At 39.4% G+C, this 14,848-nt stretch carries 12 protein-coding genes and 1 pseudogene; 5 read left to right on the top strand and 8 right to left on the bottom strand.

Annotated elements, in window-relative coordinates:
• Window positions 1-5: 5 nt before the first annotated feature.
• Window positions 6-1,234, top strand: a pseudogene (locus JOC76_RS13630) (DUF438 domain-containing protein).
• Between the two features lie 173 nt (window positions 1,235-1,407).
• On the top strand, window positions 1,408-1,920 hold the full coding sequence (locus JOC76_RS13635; protein WP_205178376.1) for a DUF3189 family protein: 513 nt from the start codon (window positions 1,408-1,410) through the stop codon (window positions 1,918-1,920).
• Window positions 1,921-2,019: 99 nt separating this feature from the next.
• Here the strand turns inward: JOC76_RS13635 and JOC76_RS13640 are convergent, their stop codons facing one another.
• From JOC76_RS13640 to gltB, 6 genes are all read right to left on the bottom strand, one after another.
• Window positions 2,020-2,880 carry a DUF421 domain-containing protein gene (locus JOC76_RS13640; protein ID WP_205178377.1) on the bottom strand — a complete coding sequence of 287 codons (861 nt, stop codon included), beginning with the start codon at window positions 2,878-2,880 and terminating at the stop codon, window positions 2,020-2,022.
• Window positions 2,881-2,896: 16 nt separating this feature from the next.
• Window positions 2,897-3,103 (bottom strand): DUF1657 domain-containing protein, encoded by a 207-nt coding sequence (locus JOC76_RS13645; RefSeq protein ID WP_205178378.1) that lies wholly within the window; start codon window positions 3,101-3,103, stop codon window positions 2,897-2,899.
• Between the two features lie 92 nt (window positions 3,104-3,195).
• Window positions 3,196-3,399: a DUF1657 domain-containing protein gene (locus JOC76_RS13650; protein WP_205178379.1), complete on the bottom strand. Its 204-nt coding sequence runs from the start codon at window positions 3,397-3,399 to the stop codon at window positions 3,196-3,198.
• Between the two features lie 190 nt (window positions 3,400-3,589).
• Window positions 3,590-5,281 carry a bifunctional metallophosphatase/5'-nucleotidase gene (locus JOC76_RS13655; RefSeq protein WP_205178380.1) on the bottom strand — a complete coding sequence of 564 codons (1,692 nt, stop codon included), beginning with the start codon at window positions 5,279-5,281 and terminating at the stop codon, window positions 3,590-3,592.
• A gap of 353 nt (window positions 5,282-5,634) precedes the next feature.
• A complete protein-coding gene (gltD, locus tag JOC76_RS13660; protein ID WP_205178381.1) occupies window positions 5,635-7,101 on the bottom strand; it encodes a glutamate synthase small subunit in 1,467 nt (488 codons plus the stop codon).
• A 17-nt stretch (window positions 7,102-7,118) separates the two neighbouring features.
• Entirely contained in the window at window positions 7,119-11,666 is a 4,548-nt protein-coding gene (gene gltB, locus JOC76_RS13665) for a glutamate synthase large subunit (RefSeq protein ID WP_205178384.1), read from the bottom strand.
• A gap of 130 nt (window positions 11,667-11,796) precedes the next feature.
• On the opposite strand from gltB, the gene gltC reads away from it, so the two are divergent.
• Entirely contained in the window at window positions 11,797-12,699 is a 903-nt protein-coding gene (gltC, locus tag JOC76_RS13670; RefSeq protein ID WP_205178386.1) for a glutamate biosynthesis transcriptional regulator GltC, read from the top strand.
• Here gltC and JOC76_RS13675 read toward each other — a convergent pair.
• Both JOC76_RS13675 and JOC76_RS13680 read right to left on the bottom strand, forming a co-directional pair.
• Window positions 12,662-13,162: a hypothetical protein gene (locus JOC76_RS13675; protein WP_205178388.1), complete on the bottom strand. Its 501-nt coding sequence runs from the start codon at window positions 13,160-13,162 to the stop codon at window positions 12,662-12,664. The two genes, gltC and JOC76_RS13675, sit on opposite strands and share 38 nt — an antisense overlap.
• A 23-nt stretch (window positions 13,163-13,185) precedes the next feature.
• Window positions 13,186-13,554: a hypothetical protein gene (locus JOC76_RS13680; protein WP_205178390.1), complete on the bottom strand. Its 369-nt coding sequence runs from the start codon at window positions 13,552-13,554 to the stop codon at window positions 13,186-13,188.
• A 294-nt stretch (window positions 13,555-13,848) separates the two neighbouring features.
• Between JOC76_RS13680 and JOC76_RS13685 the strand changes: the two genes are divergently transcribed.
• A complete protein-coding gene (locus JOC76_RS13685; RefSeq protein WP_205178392.1) occupies window positions 13,849-14,391 on the top strand; it encodes a TetR/AcrR family transcriptional regulator in 543 nt (180 codons plus the stop codon).
• Window positions 14,391-14,780 carry a DMT family transporter gene (locus JOC76_RS13690; protein WP_205178395.1) on the top strand — a complete coding sequence of 130 codons (390 nt, stop codon included), beginning with the start codon at window positions 14,391-14,393 and terminating at the stop codon, window positions 14,778-14,780. The genes JOC76_RS13685 and JOC76_RS13690 overlap by 1 nt, the downstream gene beginning before the upstream one ends.
• The last annotated feature ends 68 nt before the right edge of the window (window positions 14,781-14,848 follow it).

Genomic DNA, 14,848 nt, shown 5'->3' on the forward strand with positions numbered 1-14,848 from the left:
GCACGATGAGTGAAATGATAAATAACCGTGAACAAGAAACCATTACCCATCTGAACGTCAAACGGTATTAAAAGAAATTATCAAAGACCTTCACAATGGAAAAAGTGTTGTGGAAGTGAAGGCACGATTTGAGGAAGCAGCCGGCAATATTACGGTTGCTGAGATTTCAAAATTAGAACAAGCACTTATGGAAGAAGAAGGTATTCCTGTTGAAGAAGTGCAGCGTTTATGTTCTGTTCATACAGCTATTTTCAAAGGATCGATCGAGGAAATTCACCGCTCAGATAAAGCTGAAGAACAGCCTGGACATCCCATTCATACCTTTAAACTAGAAAATAAAGAAATCGATAGGTTAGTGAACTTTAAACTTCAACTGCATTACGATCGGTTTGAAAAAGACGATAGTGATGAGAACAAGTTTAAACTACTTGAAGATCTTAATCTTTTACTAGACATTGATAAGCATTATAGCCGTAAAGAAAACTTACTGTTCCCTTATTTAGAAAAGTACGGAATTATGGGACCTACTCAGGTTATGTGGGGCGTAGATGACAGGATTCGAGCTGGTATTAAAGAGGCAAAAGAGAAATTAACAAACTATGACGGAAATAAGCAAGCTGTCATCGATGCTTTGTATTTTGTCATCCGTGAAGTCAGTGAAATGATTTTTAAAGAAGAAAATATCCTATTCCCAATGGCATTACAAACCTTAACAGAAGACGAATGGCTTAAAATTGCACATGAAAGTGATGAAATTGGTTTCTGTTTAACAGGACCTGCGGGTGTATGGAAGCCTGAACGTAAACACATTGAAGAAAATGCTCTAACCGACGGCTATATTCGGTTGGAAACGGGGATTCTGTCACTTAAACAGCTTGAGCTTATGTTGAACCATTTACCTGTAGACATTACTTTTATTGACCAAGATGATGTTGTTCGTTATTTCTCACATGGTAAAGAAAGAATTTTCGCTCGTACCAAAGCCGTTATAGGTCGTACGGTTCAGAACTGCCATCCACCAAAGAGCGTTCATGTTGTCGAACAACTCCTTCAAGAATTTAAAGCGGGCATCAAAGACTGCGAAGATTTTTATATAAAATTTAAAGATAAATATATTTATATCCGGTATTTTGCTGTTAGGGATGAAGCGGGTCAGTATGTAGGAACGCTAGAATTTACCCAAAATATTAGTTCCATTCAAGAAATTCAAGGTGAAAAACGGATCCTAAATTAATGAAATGAATAAGAATGGCTGAAAAGTAGCTGACTCATTAGGTCGATCAAACCTATTTGAGGCAGCTATTTTTAATTTAATTCTAATTTGTATGACTCCCATCAAAAGTGAAATGGATTTTATAAGAAAAAATGGTACATAATAGATATAACTAACATATAGGGTGGTTTGCTATGATTTACATTTATAATGATTATGGTGGTACCCACACTACTTCCATGGCCGCAGCCTATCATTTAAATCTGCTGCCACAATCCGAAAGGAAATTATCAACCGAAGAAATATTAAACATCCCATATTTTAATAAATTAACCCATGCAGATTTCGGAAAGCTTATTTTTCATGGGATAGATGAAGATGGAAATCCTGTCTATACGATTGGACGCAAGAGAAATAAACTGGTTGTTCCCGCATTGAAAGAAATGATTTTAATGTTAGAAACTAAATACCATTTTAATGAAAAAATTATTTTCTCTAATACCTCTCCTACTGTACCGCTTGTGATGTCATTCGGGGGATTTTTTTCAAGGGGGCTTAAAATTGACTCTTTAGGAGTGCCGCTTTTAGTGGCAGGGGCTAAACAATGCTGTGATAATATCTTTAGACTGGTTGAAAAAACAAAGGAAATAGGAAAAGCTGCGACAGATCAAGTCGTTGTTTTAGAAAATAAATTGTTTAAAAATTAATTTATTTTCTCTACTCGAAAGATCTAAAAAACAGAGATCTTATTTCCTTATTTCCTTATTTCCCTTCCTGCTTCTTCTATTAGTCATTTTAGTTTCTAATTAACCATTTAAATACGGAGTTAAGAGATTAATTACTTCTTTTAACTTTTTGGAATTTTTCAAATACATTTGTTTGGCATCCTCCGCCTCCGTTTGGGTAGCAAAGGATTCAAGGTCTGCTTGACTCTTTTTAATCATAGTCATTAATAACGGTTTTTGTTGAGGAGATGGAACATTGATTTTGTCATCGTATACATCCACGGTTAATTGTCCATAAGAATCGACTTGTGCCAAAAAAACATTATCAAGCATGACACCAAGTTTTTTTAATTCAACATCCAGCCATTCCCTGTTCTTTTGTGCATCTGTAAGGGAACGATCTAATATTTTTCCATCCATAATAACGGTCTGTGGAACTTTTTCATTAGCAACCTTTAAATGTAAATCCTTTGGCGTGATAGGCTGGTTTTCTTTTTTCAAGAGAACGTTTAAGTCTCCATTTGGTTCTAAAACAGCAAACTCTACGTCAGCCACTTTAAACACATTCTTTTTCCTTAGTAAGGAATTTAAATCATCAATGGTGTAATGTTCCTTTTTTAAACTATCTTCCATCACCTTTCCATCTTTAATAAATATCGATGATTTTCCTTCAGCGATATCTCTAAATTTTTTGCTTTTCAAAGAGATAACGTCAACCGCATAGGTAATCCCACCAAAGACAATTAATACAACAATTCCGTGAAGAATATTTCCATCCACACCTGTTATTACCTCAGCAGCCACACTACCTATTGTAATACCGGAAATATATTCGAAAAAAGAAAGCTGAGAAATTTGTTTGGAACCTAACAGCTTGGTCATTAAAAATAATATGGCAATAAACAAAAGAGATCGTAAGCCAACATCTAGCCAATCTGGCATGTTAATCACCTCGAATTTAAGATGGTTTATATTGAGGTTCCATTAATTCCATTTCTGTTATTCGTTTTTGTAAATCTTGTTTGACTTCTTCTACCATTAACATCGCTTCGTGAAATGTTTGTTGAGCTTTTTCATCCTGAGAATTTAAAGCGAAGTTAGAAAGTTGAGTTTCAATTCCCTTAATCGTGACTAAGCATTGTTGGACACTTGAGTAAACAGTCATTTTTTTCTTCCTGCCTTTGGGTATTTTTTAGTAAAGAAAGGAAAGGTTAAAGCTTTAAAGAGGGTCGGCCTTGGGCCAACCCTCCCAAAAACTTATTGATTGTATTGTGGTTCTTCTTTTTGAATTTGCTGAATACGCGGCTCTAAGCTGTCAATAATTGATTGTGTTTGCTGTGCTGCATTTTGGTACAACTGTTTGGCTTGCTTATTATCTGTTTGCAGAGCAAACGATTCTAAACTAGCCTGAGCGCTTTTTAATCCAGCTACGGTTTGGTTTACTTGAGTGGCAACTGTCATTTTGTTCTCCCCTTGAAATTAATTTACTTACAGAATCTATTTTCTGTTTTTTAAGAAAAAGTATGAATGGGAATGAATGGTCGAAGAAATCACCTGAAGGATATTAAAGGACTCAAAAAAGGTGCAAGACCAACTTCTCTTTGGTCCAGCACCTTATTTCTTCATTATATATTCTTGAATTTGAAGGCGTCTAATTGGCTAAATTAATAATCCTGCCTTCAACACTTGAATGAACAGTTTTACCTTCTTGTGTTGTTAAATAATCTGTGAATATTTCCCAATCTACAAATCCTGGTTCACTGACACGACCTTCGCTATAAGCCTTCGCAAACACGGTGTAGCCATCACCGCCTTTTGCCGTAAAGGTGTTTGTAGCCACAACGTATGTTTTATTTGGTTCTAGAGCAGTATAGTGAACACCATCTTCTTTCACGTCGATGGATTGTACTCTTTGGCCAGCTGGTTTTCTGCTGTCAAAAGTAAATTTTAAACCTGATACTTGAAGGAACCCCCCAAAAGCACTCGGCGCATCCTTTACACTAAATTCAAGAGCTTCTTTAATTTCTGCTCCCGTTAGTTTCATAATGCCAAGTGTATTTCCGAAGGGCATAATTTCAAAAACCTTTGCTAACGTAATATCTTCAGCAGAAACAGAAGTTCGAATTCCACCTCCATTTTGAAAGGCTATAACTGTATCAGGGTTAATGGTTTTCGCTTTTGCCAGCATACCATCAGTAAATAAGTCTCCAAGGTTGGTTTCCCCTGTTCGTGCAGGAGGATTCCCTCCAATTAAGTCTACAGTCGTTTTCCCAACCACTGTTTGCTGCATTTCCACTACACTTGGTTTGTATTTCGTTTCTAAGATCTGGGCGGACTCAGGATCATCCGGAATCACATAAGCGTTATTGACTTTTTGATCAAGATCAATGAGTTTTCCGGAAGAGCTCACGACTTTCCCTTTTTTATCAAATTCAACATCTAATGTCCCCAAATATTTACTGTACTCGTTCGCCTGGACAATGACTGTCGGTTCCTCCCCAGCATTTACTATAACTGGTTGGTCTAATTTATCATGAGAATGACCTCCAACGATGACATCAATTCCCTCTACATCTTTCGCTAAAGTAAGGTCGTTATCACCGCCTCCGTCATTGTATCCGATATGAGTTAAGGCAATGATTTTATTAACACCTTTTTTCTTAAATTCCTTGACTGCTTGTTTCGCTTCTTCTAGATAATTTTCAAATTCAACATCAGGTCCAGGGCTGGAAATATCTTTTGTTTCAGCAGTCGTAAGCCCAAAAATTCCAATTTTCTCTCCATTCACTTCTTTAATAATACCATTATAAATTTGTCCATCTTTAGGATGCTTTTCAATTCTATTATTGAAGTAATTTTTTACGTTAGCATCCTGTTGGAAATTAACATTCGCACTGACAAATGGGAATTTAGCACCTTTAATGAAATTAGCTAAAGTCGCCGTTCCCTTATCAAATTCATGGTTACCAAACGTCATAGCGTCATAACCTATTAGGTTCATAAACTCTAAATCTGCCAAACCTTCATATTCATTGAAATAAAGTGTACCTGTAAATACATCACCTGCATCCAATAAAAGTGAATTCGAATTGTCCTCACGTACTTGCTTAATGGTAGTAATACGTCTAGCAATATTATCTAAATGTGCATGAGTATCGTTCGTATGCATGATGGTTAAATCAAAGTTTTTATTCTTTTTTTCTTCTTTTTTATGTATCGTTGCAGCCGAATTATTCATTTCGTTAGTACTTGCAAATGCTGCAGGAGCTGTTGCAGATGTGGCAATGGCTGTTGCGGCTAAAATGGAGAATAACTTGTGTGAATAGTTTTTCTTGTAATTCATTCAAAAATGCCTCCCTTAAAAGAAAAATCAATACGCAGACCCTAATTAAAAGAAAAAACGAGCCAACTTTATTCTATCAAAAATAATGGAAAAAAGTTCTAAATTAATAAAATAGTAACATTAATTTTATAATCTAATTATATTAAATGGGGACTTTCATTTTGGCGAATGCAAACATTGTATGGTATGTCTATTATAGTTCAACATGACTATTTCCTACATCATTGTAAGCTTTAATTACACACTTTCTTCAAGAAAAACCAGCACTTTAACTAGTAGTGTACAATATAAACAAAGGCATCATCCAAATATGGATGATGCCTATGCCTATACTCATAACCTATTAAACAGTTTTATACCATTAAATATTTGTCTACTGCTTCTGCGACTTCACGACCCTCATTGATTGCCCAAACGATAAGGCTCTGCCCTCTTCTGGCATCACCGGCAGCGAACACACCCTCAACATTGGTTTTGAATTCACCGTATCTAGCTTGAACCTTTTGGTTAACAGCTCTCACACCAAATTGCTTTAATAGTGGCTGTTCTGTTCCTTCAAATCCAATCGCGATAAACACAAACTGAGCTGGCCATACTTTTTCAGTGCCTGGGATTTCTTTGAAATAATAACGACCATTTTCATCCTTCAGTTTCTCCATTTGGATGGTGTGAAGCTCTTTCAGGTTGCCATTCTCATCAGCAACGATTTTCTTCGTTTGAATCGAATATTGACGAGGATCTTCCCCAAATTTCGCTTCGGCTTCCTTATAAGCATAATCCATCGTAAAAACGTTTGGATAAGCTGGCCATAGGTTTTCAGAAGTCCGTTCAGAAGGAAGTTGTGGATGCTTACCAAACTGAACCACACTGTTGCAATTTTGACGTAGGGCAGTTGCCACACAGTCAGCACCGGTGTCCCCACCGCCAATAACGATGACGTCTTTGCCTTCTACATTGATAAACTGACCATCTTCAAAATTGGAATCTAGAAGACTTTTTGTCGATAGTGTTAGATAATCCATCGCAAAATGAATACCCTTTGCCTCGCGACCTTCAATCACTAAATCACGCTGTTTTTGCGCACCCGTACAAAGGATGACAGCATCGAATTGTGCTTGAAGTTGTTCAGCAGTAATATCTTTACCGACTTCTGTATTTGTAACGAAGTCGATGCCTTCTTGTGTCAATAAACGTACACGACGTTCAACAACTTCTTTTTCAAGCTTCATGTTTGGAATTCCATACATGAGTAATCCGCCTGGACGATCTGCACGTTCAAAAACAGTCACTGAGTGACCTGCTTGGTTAAGCTGATCAGCGGCAGCCAATCCGGCAGGACCAGAACCAATAATCGCTACTTTCTTTCCAGTCCGTGATGCTGGAATCCGAGGTGTAATCCATCCATTTTCAAAGCCTTTATCGATAATCGCTTGTTCAATGTTCTTGATAGTTACAGCTGGGTCGGAAATCGCCACCGTACAAGACCCTTCACACGGAGCCGGACAAACTCTCCCTGTAAACTCAGGGAAATTATTTGTTTTCATTAAACGATCCAATGCTTCTTTCCAACGACCGCGATAAACTAAATCATTCCACTCTGGAATTAGATTGTGAATTGGACAGCCTGATGTTGCTCCTTGAATCTCCATACCGATATGGCAGAAGGGAGTGGCGCAGTCCATGCACCGCGCCCCCTGTATGCTTAATTTTTCATCAGAAAAAGGAATTTTATGCTCTTTCCAGTCGTTTAGACGTGTTAAAGGATCTCTTTCTGCAGCTTTTTCACGAGCATATTCCATAAATCCTGTTGCTTTTCCCATTTTCCCTCTCCCCTTTCTTAGCGGATTGCAGCTTCCTGCTGTTTAGATGTTTTTTGTTTTGCTCCGGAATTCGCTAAAAAGGCGCTCATAACGGCTTCTTCTTCTGATAAGCCTGCTAATTTTTGCTCCTCGATCAATTGGATCATCCGCTTATAATCCTTCGGAATGACTTTGACAAATTTTCTGACACACTCTTCCCAGTCCTCTAGAACACAGCTTGCCTTTACACTTTCCGTAAACGCATAATGGTTTTCGATTAACTGTTTTAACTCATCCTGATCGGCAGGATTTGAGACTGATTCAAATTCAATCAATTCTTGATTACATAAATGCTTAAATGCATCCTTGTCTTCAGTTAGTACGTAGGCAATTCCGCCGGACATTCCCGCACCGAAGTTCTTACCAACATCACCTAAAACAACCACACGTCCACCTGTCATATACTCACAGCCATGGTCGCCAATACCTTCAACAACGACGTTTACACCACTGTTACGAACGGCAAAACGTTCTCCGGCACGGCCATTAATATAAGCTTCCCCGCTAGTTGCACCGATAAAGGCAACATTACCTGCGATGACATTTTCGCCTGAAGCAATCTTCGTATGTTCATCCGCTTTGACAATAATTTTTCCACCAGATAAACCTTTACCAACATAATCGTTCGCATCACCAGTTAGTTCAAGGGTCATTCCCTTTGGCACAAAAGCTCCAAAGCTTTGACCGGCAGAACCGTTAAATCTTAAAGTAATCGTATCTTCTGGAAGACCTTCTTCACCGTAGCGTTTAGAAATTTCACTTCCGACAATCGTACCTGCAACGCGGTTAACGTTGGTAATTAGGAAGCTAGCATCCACTGGTGTTCCCTGCTCGATAGCCGATTGAACAGTAGGTAGAATTTTTGTAAGATCAAGAGTTTCATTGATTCTGTGATTTTGCGGACGTTTAAACGTGCGCGCTCCGTCAGGCTTGTGAAGTAAAGCTGTTAAGTCTAAGCTTTGAGCCTTCCAGTGCGATTTTGCACGCTCACTTACCGTTAATACATCTGTGCGGCCGACCATTTCCTCAACCGTTCTAAAACCAAGCTCAGCCATTAATTCACGTACTTCCTGTGCAACAAAGCGCATAAAGTTAACGATATAATCAGCTTCACCTGTGAACTTTTTACGAAGCTCAGGGTTTTGAGTCGCGATACCAACCGGACATGTATCCAAGTGACAAACACGCATCATGACACAGCCTAAAACAACAAGTGGTGCAGTGGCAAAGCCAAATTCCTCTGCGCCAAGTAACGCTGCCATCACAACATCTTTACCTGTCATTAATTTACCGTCTGTTTCAAGTACCACACGGTCACGTAGACCATTCAACATTAACGTTTGGTGTGCTTCTGCTAATCCAAGCTCCCAAGGTAATCCAGCGTGCTGAATACTTGTTTTTGGCGATGCACCAGTACCGCCATCGTAACCGCTGATAACAATAACATCAGCTACGGCTTTCGCTACACCAGCAGCAATCGTTCCAACGCCGCCCTTGGAAACAAGCTTTACGCTAATACGAGCATCACGATTGGCATTTTTTAAATCATGGATCAGCTGTGCTAAATCCTCGATAGAATAAATGTCATGGTGTGGCGGAGGTGAAATTAAGCTAACACCAGGTGTAGCTCCACGTACGTCGGCAACCCATGGATAAACCTTCTTACCCATTAACTGACCACCTTCACCTGGCTTAGCACCCTGTGCCATTTTAATTTGCAACTCTTCAGCATTGACAAGATAATGACTCTTGACACCAAAACGACCAGAAGCAATCTGTTTAATCTTACTTCCTCTGTTGTCGCCATTTTCATCTAAAACAAAGCGGCTTGGATCTTCCCCGCCTTCACCCGAGTTACTTTTTCCACCTAAACGGTTCATGGCAATCGCTAATGTTTCGTGTGCTTCTTTAGAGATAGATCCAAAGGACATCGCGCCTGTTTTAAAGCGTTGGACAATGGAATCCACTGATTCTACTTCTTCAATTGGCACAGCTTGGCTTGAACCATTAAAGGAGAATAAGTTACGTAAGAAACCAAGTCTTTCTTCGTTCGCAAGGTTCGAGTATTTTTTAAATAAATCATAATCACCGTTACGGCAAGCCCATTGCAGCGTATGAATGGTTCCTGGATTAAACGCATGGTGTTCACCATCATGCCTCCATTGGAAGTTACTGCCAGATTCTAAGGTCTTGTCAGTTGATGCTGAATAAGCTTCTGCATGGCGCAGCTTTGCTTCTTTGGCAATGGTGTCTAATCCAATACCGCCAAGCTGGGATACTGTTCCTGTGAAATAACGATCGATTACATCAGAACCAATTCCAACTGCTTCAAAAATTTGTGCTCCACGATAACTTTGCACCGTTGAAATACCCATTTTAGACATGACCTTAACAACACCTTCGGTCATCCCATAAACATATTTTTCTACCGCTTCTTGATAAGTGTAAGGTAAGGTACCTTCTTCAATAGCATTCTGGTAAATATTGAATACTAGATAAGGGTTAATAGCATCTACACCATATCCTAGCAGCACAGCGAAGTGATGTACTTCTCTTGCTTCCCCTGTTTCAATAACGATGCTAGCTTTCGTTCTTAATCCTTCACGAATCATGTGCTGATGAAGAGCGCTAACAGCCAATAACGATGGAATAGCTACATCATTTTCGTTAATATGACGGTCAGAAAGGATAATCAAGCTCGCGCCTTCTGCAATGGCTTCATTTGCTTGACGGAACATTTCATTCAAGCTGTTTTCTAAATTGTCCGTAAACAAGATATCAATCACTTTGTTTTTAAATGCTTGGTTCTTCTTTAATTCAGCAAGCTGGCTATTAGTAAGAACAGGTGTTTCCAACTGAATCCGACGGCAATTTTCTGCTGAAGGATGAAGTAAATTCCCTTCTGCTCCTAAATAGGAAACAGTTGACGTCACAATTGCTTCACGAATCGAATCAATCGGTGGATTGGTTACTTGGGCAAATAATTGCTTAAAGTAGTTAAACAAGTTCTGTGGACGATCTGACAATACCGCAAGAGGCATATCATTTCCCATTGCTCCAAGTGGATCCTTGCCTTCTGTTACAACTGGAAGGATATATTTTTGAACATCCTCATACGTATATCCAAAGGCCTTTTCAAGAGTTAGTAAATCTGCTGGAATTTCTCCTTCAGTCTCTACATTCCCTTCCAATCGAACAAGCTGCTCATCCAACCATTGTTGATAAGGCTGTGCTTGTGCCATTTCAGACTTAATTTCTTCGTCGGAAATAATACGTCCTTCTTCTAAATCAATCAATAGCATTTTTCCTGGTTGAAGACGCTCTTTGTATAACACCTTTTCCGGTTCTACATCGATAACGCCAACCTCAGATGAAAAGATAATATAGTCATCTTCTGTAACATAATAACGGGCCGGACGAAGACCGTTCCGATCCAAAATCGCGCCGATTTGTTTCCCATCTGTAAAAGAAATCGCTGATGGTCCATCCCATGGCTCCATTAATGAACTGTGATATTCATAAAAAGCTCGTTTTTCCTGTGTCATATGAGGATTCTCAGACCATGGCTCAGGAACAAGCATCATCGCTGCGTGCGCTGGTTTACGACCTGCTAGCACTAAAAATTCAAGCGCATTGTCTAAAATCGAGGAATCACTACCATCTGTATCTAGGATTGGCAACACTTTATCCAAGTCGTTTCCAAACGCTTCTGATACGAATTGTGATTCACGAGCTTTCATCCAGTGAATATTTCCTTGAAGGGTATTGATTTCACCGTTGTGAATCAAATAACGGTTTGGATGAGCTCTTTCCCAGCTTGGGAATGTATTTGTACTAAAGCGTGAGTGTACTAAAGCAAACGCAGAGATGAAATTCTCATCTTGTAAATCCAAATAGAATTGATCCACTTGTTCAGGTGTTAGCAATCCTTTGTAAACAATCGTCTTGCTTGAAAGACTCGCAAAATAGAATCTGAACTCAGATTCCTTTGCCCATTTTTCTGCTTGTTTCCGAATCACGTATAATTTTCGTTCAAACGCTAATGCATCCGTACTAGTTTCGTTGTTTCCAACAAACAACTGGCGAATAACAGGACAGCTTTCCTGTGCCGTTACCCCGATGTTTTCAGCATTGACAGGAACAGTTCTCCAGCCAAGTACCGTTTGCCCCTCTTGTTCAACCAATTGATTGATGTGCGTCTCAATTTTTTCTCGTTCTGCATCATCTTTTGAGAAAAACAGCATCCCCACTCCGTATTTCCCTTGTTCAGGCAAGTTCATTTCTGAACATTCTTGACGGAAAAATAGATCTGGTATTTGAACCATAAGTCCCGCACCATCACCTGTTAGAGGGTCACTCCCCTGCCCGCCGCGATGGTCTAATTGACAAAGCATTTTCAGTCCTTTTGCCACAATATCATGTGTGGCATTTCCTTTTATGTGTGCATATAAGCCGATTCCACATGCATCATGTTCGAATTCAGGACGGTAGAGACCTTGTGCTTTAGGTAGTTGATGATATGTCATAGTAAATCTCTCCCTGTTGATTATTGTCGAAATATTGTATATAAATATTTTAGGTTTTCTTAATAATATAAACAATATATAATTTATATGAAATTAATCTAATTTTTATATGAATAGAAGGAGAGTTAAATTGGAGCTTCGACAATTACGTTATTTCATTGAAGTCGCGGAACGCCAGCATGTGACAGAGGCAGCTGAAAATCTGAATGTGGCACAATCGGCTGTCAGCTATCAAATTACCAAGCTAGAGGAAGAACTAGGAGTTAAACTATTAGAGCGAGTCGGAAGAAACATTAAGGTGACCCAGATCGGTCATATTTTTTTACAATATGTAATAAGTGCTATGAAAACAATTGATGAAGCCAAGGAAAAAGTTGACGAATATCTCGACCCACAAGCAGGAACGATTAAAATTGGTTATCCTACAAGTCTTGCCCGATATTGGTTACCAAATGTGATTTCGGCTTTTAGAAAAGATGTACCCAATGTGAACTTTCATTTACGTCAAGGATCGTATGCCTACTTAATTGATGCTGTTAAGAATGGTGAAATTGATTTAGCTTTTCTCGGTCCTGTCCCAATGAAGGATCCAGATTTACAATCTAAGATACTCTTTATGGAAAATATCGTTGCTTTGCTTCCTAGTCATCACCCCTTGGCGGATCGAAAAAGTTTGTCTTTAGGTGATTTGCGGAATGATCCTTTTGTCTTATTTCCAAAAGGGTATGTTCTCCGTGGGATTGCGGTAGGAGCCTGTCGTGAGGCTGGATTTGAACCGAATATTGCGTCTGAGGGGGAGGATATGGATGCTTTAAAAGGGCTTGTGTCTGCGGGTATCGGCGTTAGCCTGTTGCCTGAGAGCACGTTCTATGACTCGATACCCCGATTTACAGTTAAGGTCGCTATTGAAGCTCCAAAGGCAACGCGATCGGTAGGGATTATTATTCCGAAACATAGAGAAATTGCTCCATCGGAGAGGAATTTCTATCAGTTTCTTATCCAATTTTTTGATAGGTTGGATCGGTATAAATAGTTTGATGATGTTGGATTGTATTGATGAGGGTGGGTTTCGGACAGCTCTGAATCTTTTGGAACGGTCCTTGTCCGAATGACGGGGAGATTCGGACAATCCTCTGAACTTTTAGGCTTTCCTTGTCCGAATAGAGGGTGGTTTCGGACAGCTCCGGTTCTTTTGGAACGGTTCTTGTCCGAATGACGAGGAGATTCGGACACCCCTCTGCTCTTTTGGGCTTTCCTTGTCTTAATGGCGGAGAGAGATTCGGACAATCCTCTGAACTTTTGGGCTTTCCTTGTCCGAATAGAGGGTGGATTCGGACAGCTTCGAATCTTTTGGAACGGTTCTTGTCCGAATGACGAGGAGATTCGGACACCCCCACTGCTCTTTTGGGCTTTTCTTGTCCGAATGGAGTGTTGTTTTGGACAGCTCCGGTTCTTTTGAAACGGTTCTTGTCCGAATGACGAGGAGATTCGGACACTCCTCTGCTCTTTTGGGCTTTTCTTATCCGAATGGAGGGTGGTTCGGACAGTCCTCTCCTCTTTTGGGTCTTCTTTGTCCGAATGAGACTGGGATTCGGACAGCTTCGAATCTTTTGGAACGGTCCTTGTCCGAATGACCGGGAGATTCGGACAATCCTCTGAACTTTTGGGCTTTCCTTGTCCGAATAGAGGGTGGATTCGGACAGCTCCTACTCTTTTGAAACAGTTCTTGTCCGAATAAGACCCGGATTCGGACAGCTCCTGCTCTTATTGGAACAATCCTTGTCCGAATGAGGCTGCCATACGGACAGTCCTTTTGTAAAAACACTGGTGCAGAATCAACATTCTCAAGCCACACTTGTCCTTGTCCATTCAAACCATCCTTCTTCATTCATACATCCCTATAAAAGTCCTTTTCCTTTTTACGAAACCAAGAAAGATAAGAACCAAAAACTTGGGGATCCCTAATCTCATTCTTCCTTGAGAACGAGAGTTGTGTCACTTCCCCTGTTTTATAACCTAAAGGGTTCTAAACATGGTTGGAACAGGTCTTCCCTTCCATTTCCTTGTTCACTTTCGAACGAGCCACAATCATTTTGTCTGTTGAGTACATTAATTAAAGAATTGATAAAATACCGTCTGGACGGTATAGTAAAAATAAGATGATTAGGAGGAGTTGAGGTTTGTGAGTAGTAATAAACGACGTCTATTATTAGATGCTGCGTCTAACATTGTCAAAAATGAAGGTGTGGCTCAGCTAACCTTAGAAGCGGTAGCTAAGAATGCTGGTGTCAGTAAAGGTGGACTGCTTTATCATTTTCCTAATAAAGAAGCCTTAATCAGTGGGATGATTGATGAGCTTACAAATAATTATGCGAATGAGATTCAGGAAAAAGTAAACGTTGACAATTACCCAAATGGGAAATGGAGCAGGGCTTATGTGGAGGCTACTTTTACAGAACTTGATGACGGGTTGAAAATGAGTTCTGGCTTATTAGCAGCTGCCTTTACGAATCCAGAATTGCTAGAAAAGCTTAAAACGCAATATGTCAATTGGCAGAAAAACATTGAAAACGATAAGACAGATCCCGTGCTTGCTACAATTGCTCGCCTTGCTGCAGACGGTTTATGGTTTGCAGAAATATTTGGCTTAGCCCCATTAGATAACGAGCTTAAAGAACGTATTTTTAATCAGCTTGTTTCGTGGACAAAGGAGGAAAAAAACTAATGGCCTATATGTATTTGTTGTTTTCTATTATGGGTGAACTTGTTGGTACATCAATGGTTAAAGCATCTGATGGTTTTACGAAACTATTTCCTATACTAGGGGTTATAACAAGTTTTGCTTTTTCCTTTTTCTTTTTATCCTTATCACTTAAAACCATTCCCCTAAACATGGCCTATGCTATTTGGTCTGGGTTAGGTACAGTAGCGACCGTTTTAATCTCGGTGTTGATATGGAAAGAAAAAATAACCATTGGTAGTGTTATTGGGATTCTATTGATAATTACTGGAGTAGTCATAATAAACCTCTTCGGTCCCGGTCACAGTCATTCAGCGGATACGGTTAAATCTGAACTTCAAATTTCACAAAGAAAAAATTCTACTTTTAACTAAAAAATCATTTTAAGCCATATATACAAAATTGTATGCCTCTTGTATATATGGCTAATTTTTATTGAATT

The sequence above is a fragment of the Neobacillus cucumis genome (assembly GCF_016908975.1).
Classification (GTDB): domain Bacteria; phylum Bacillota; class Bacilli; order Bacillales; family Cytobacillaceae; genus Neobacillus; species Neobacillus cucumis.

What these genes read in the sequence shown, in the direction of transcription:
- JOC76_RS13635 (WP_205178376.1), top strand. Translation starts at nt 1,408, where the DNA reads ATGATTTACATTTATAATGATTATGGTGGTACCCACACTACTTCCATG.
- gltD (WP_205178381.1), bottom strand. Translation starts at nt 7,101, where the DNA reads ATGGGAAAAGCAACAGGATTTATGGAATATGCTCGTGAAAAAGCTGCA.
- JOC76_RS13650 (WP_205178379.1), bottom strand. Translation starts at nt 3,399, where the DNA reads ATGACAGTTGCCACTCAAGTAAACCAAACCGTAGCTGGATTAAAAAGC.
- JOC76_RS13645 (WP_205178378.1), bottom strand. Translation starts at nt 3,103, where the DNA reads ATGACTGTTTACTCAAGTGTCCAACAATGCTTAGTCACGATTAAGGGA.
- JOC76_RS13690 (WP_205178395.1), top strand. Translation starts at nt 14,391, where the DNA reads ATGGCCTATATGTATTTGTTGTTTTCTATTATGGGTGAACTTGTTGGT.
- JOC76_RS13655 (WP_205178380.1), bottom strand. Translation starts at nt 5,281, where the DNA reads ATGAATTACAAGAAAAACTATTCACACAAGTTATTCTCCATTTTAGCC.
- JOC76_RS13640 (WP_205178377.1), bottom strand. Translation starts at nt 2,880, where the DNA reads ATGCCAGATTGGCTAGATGTTGGCTTACGATCTCTTTTGTTTATTGCC.
- JOC76_RS13680 (WP_205178390.1), bottom strand. Translation starts at nt 13,554, where the DNA reads ATGAAGAAGGATGGTTTGAATGGACAAGGACAAGTGTGGCTTGAGAAT.
- gltB (WP_205178384.1), bottom strand. Translation starts at nt 11,666, where the DNA reads ATGACATATCATCAACTACCTAAAGCACAAGGTCTCTACCGTCCTGAA.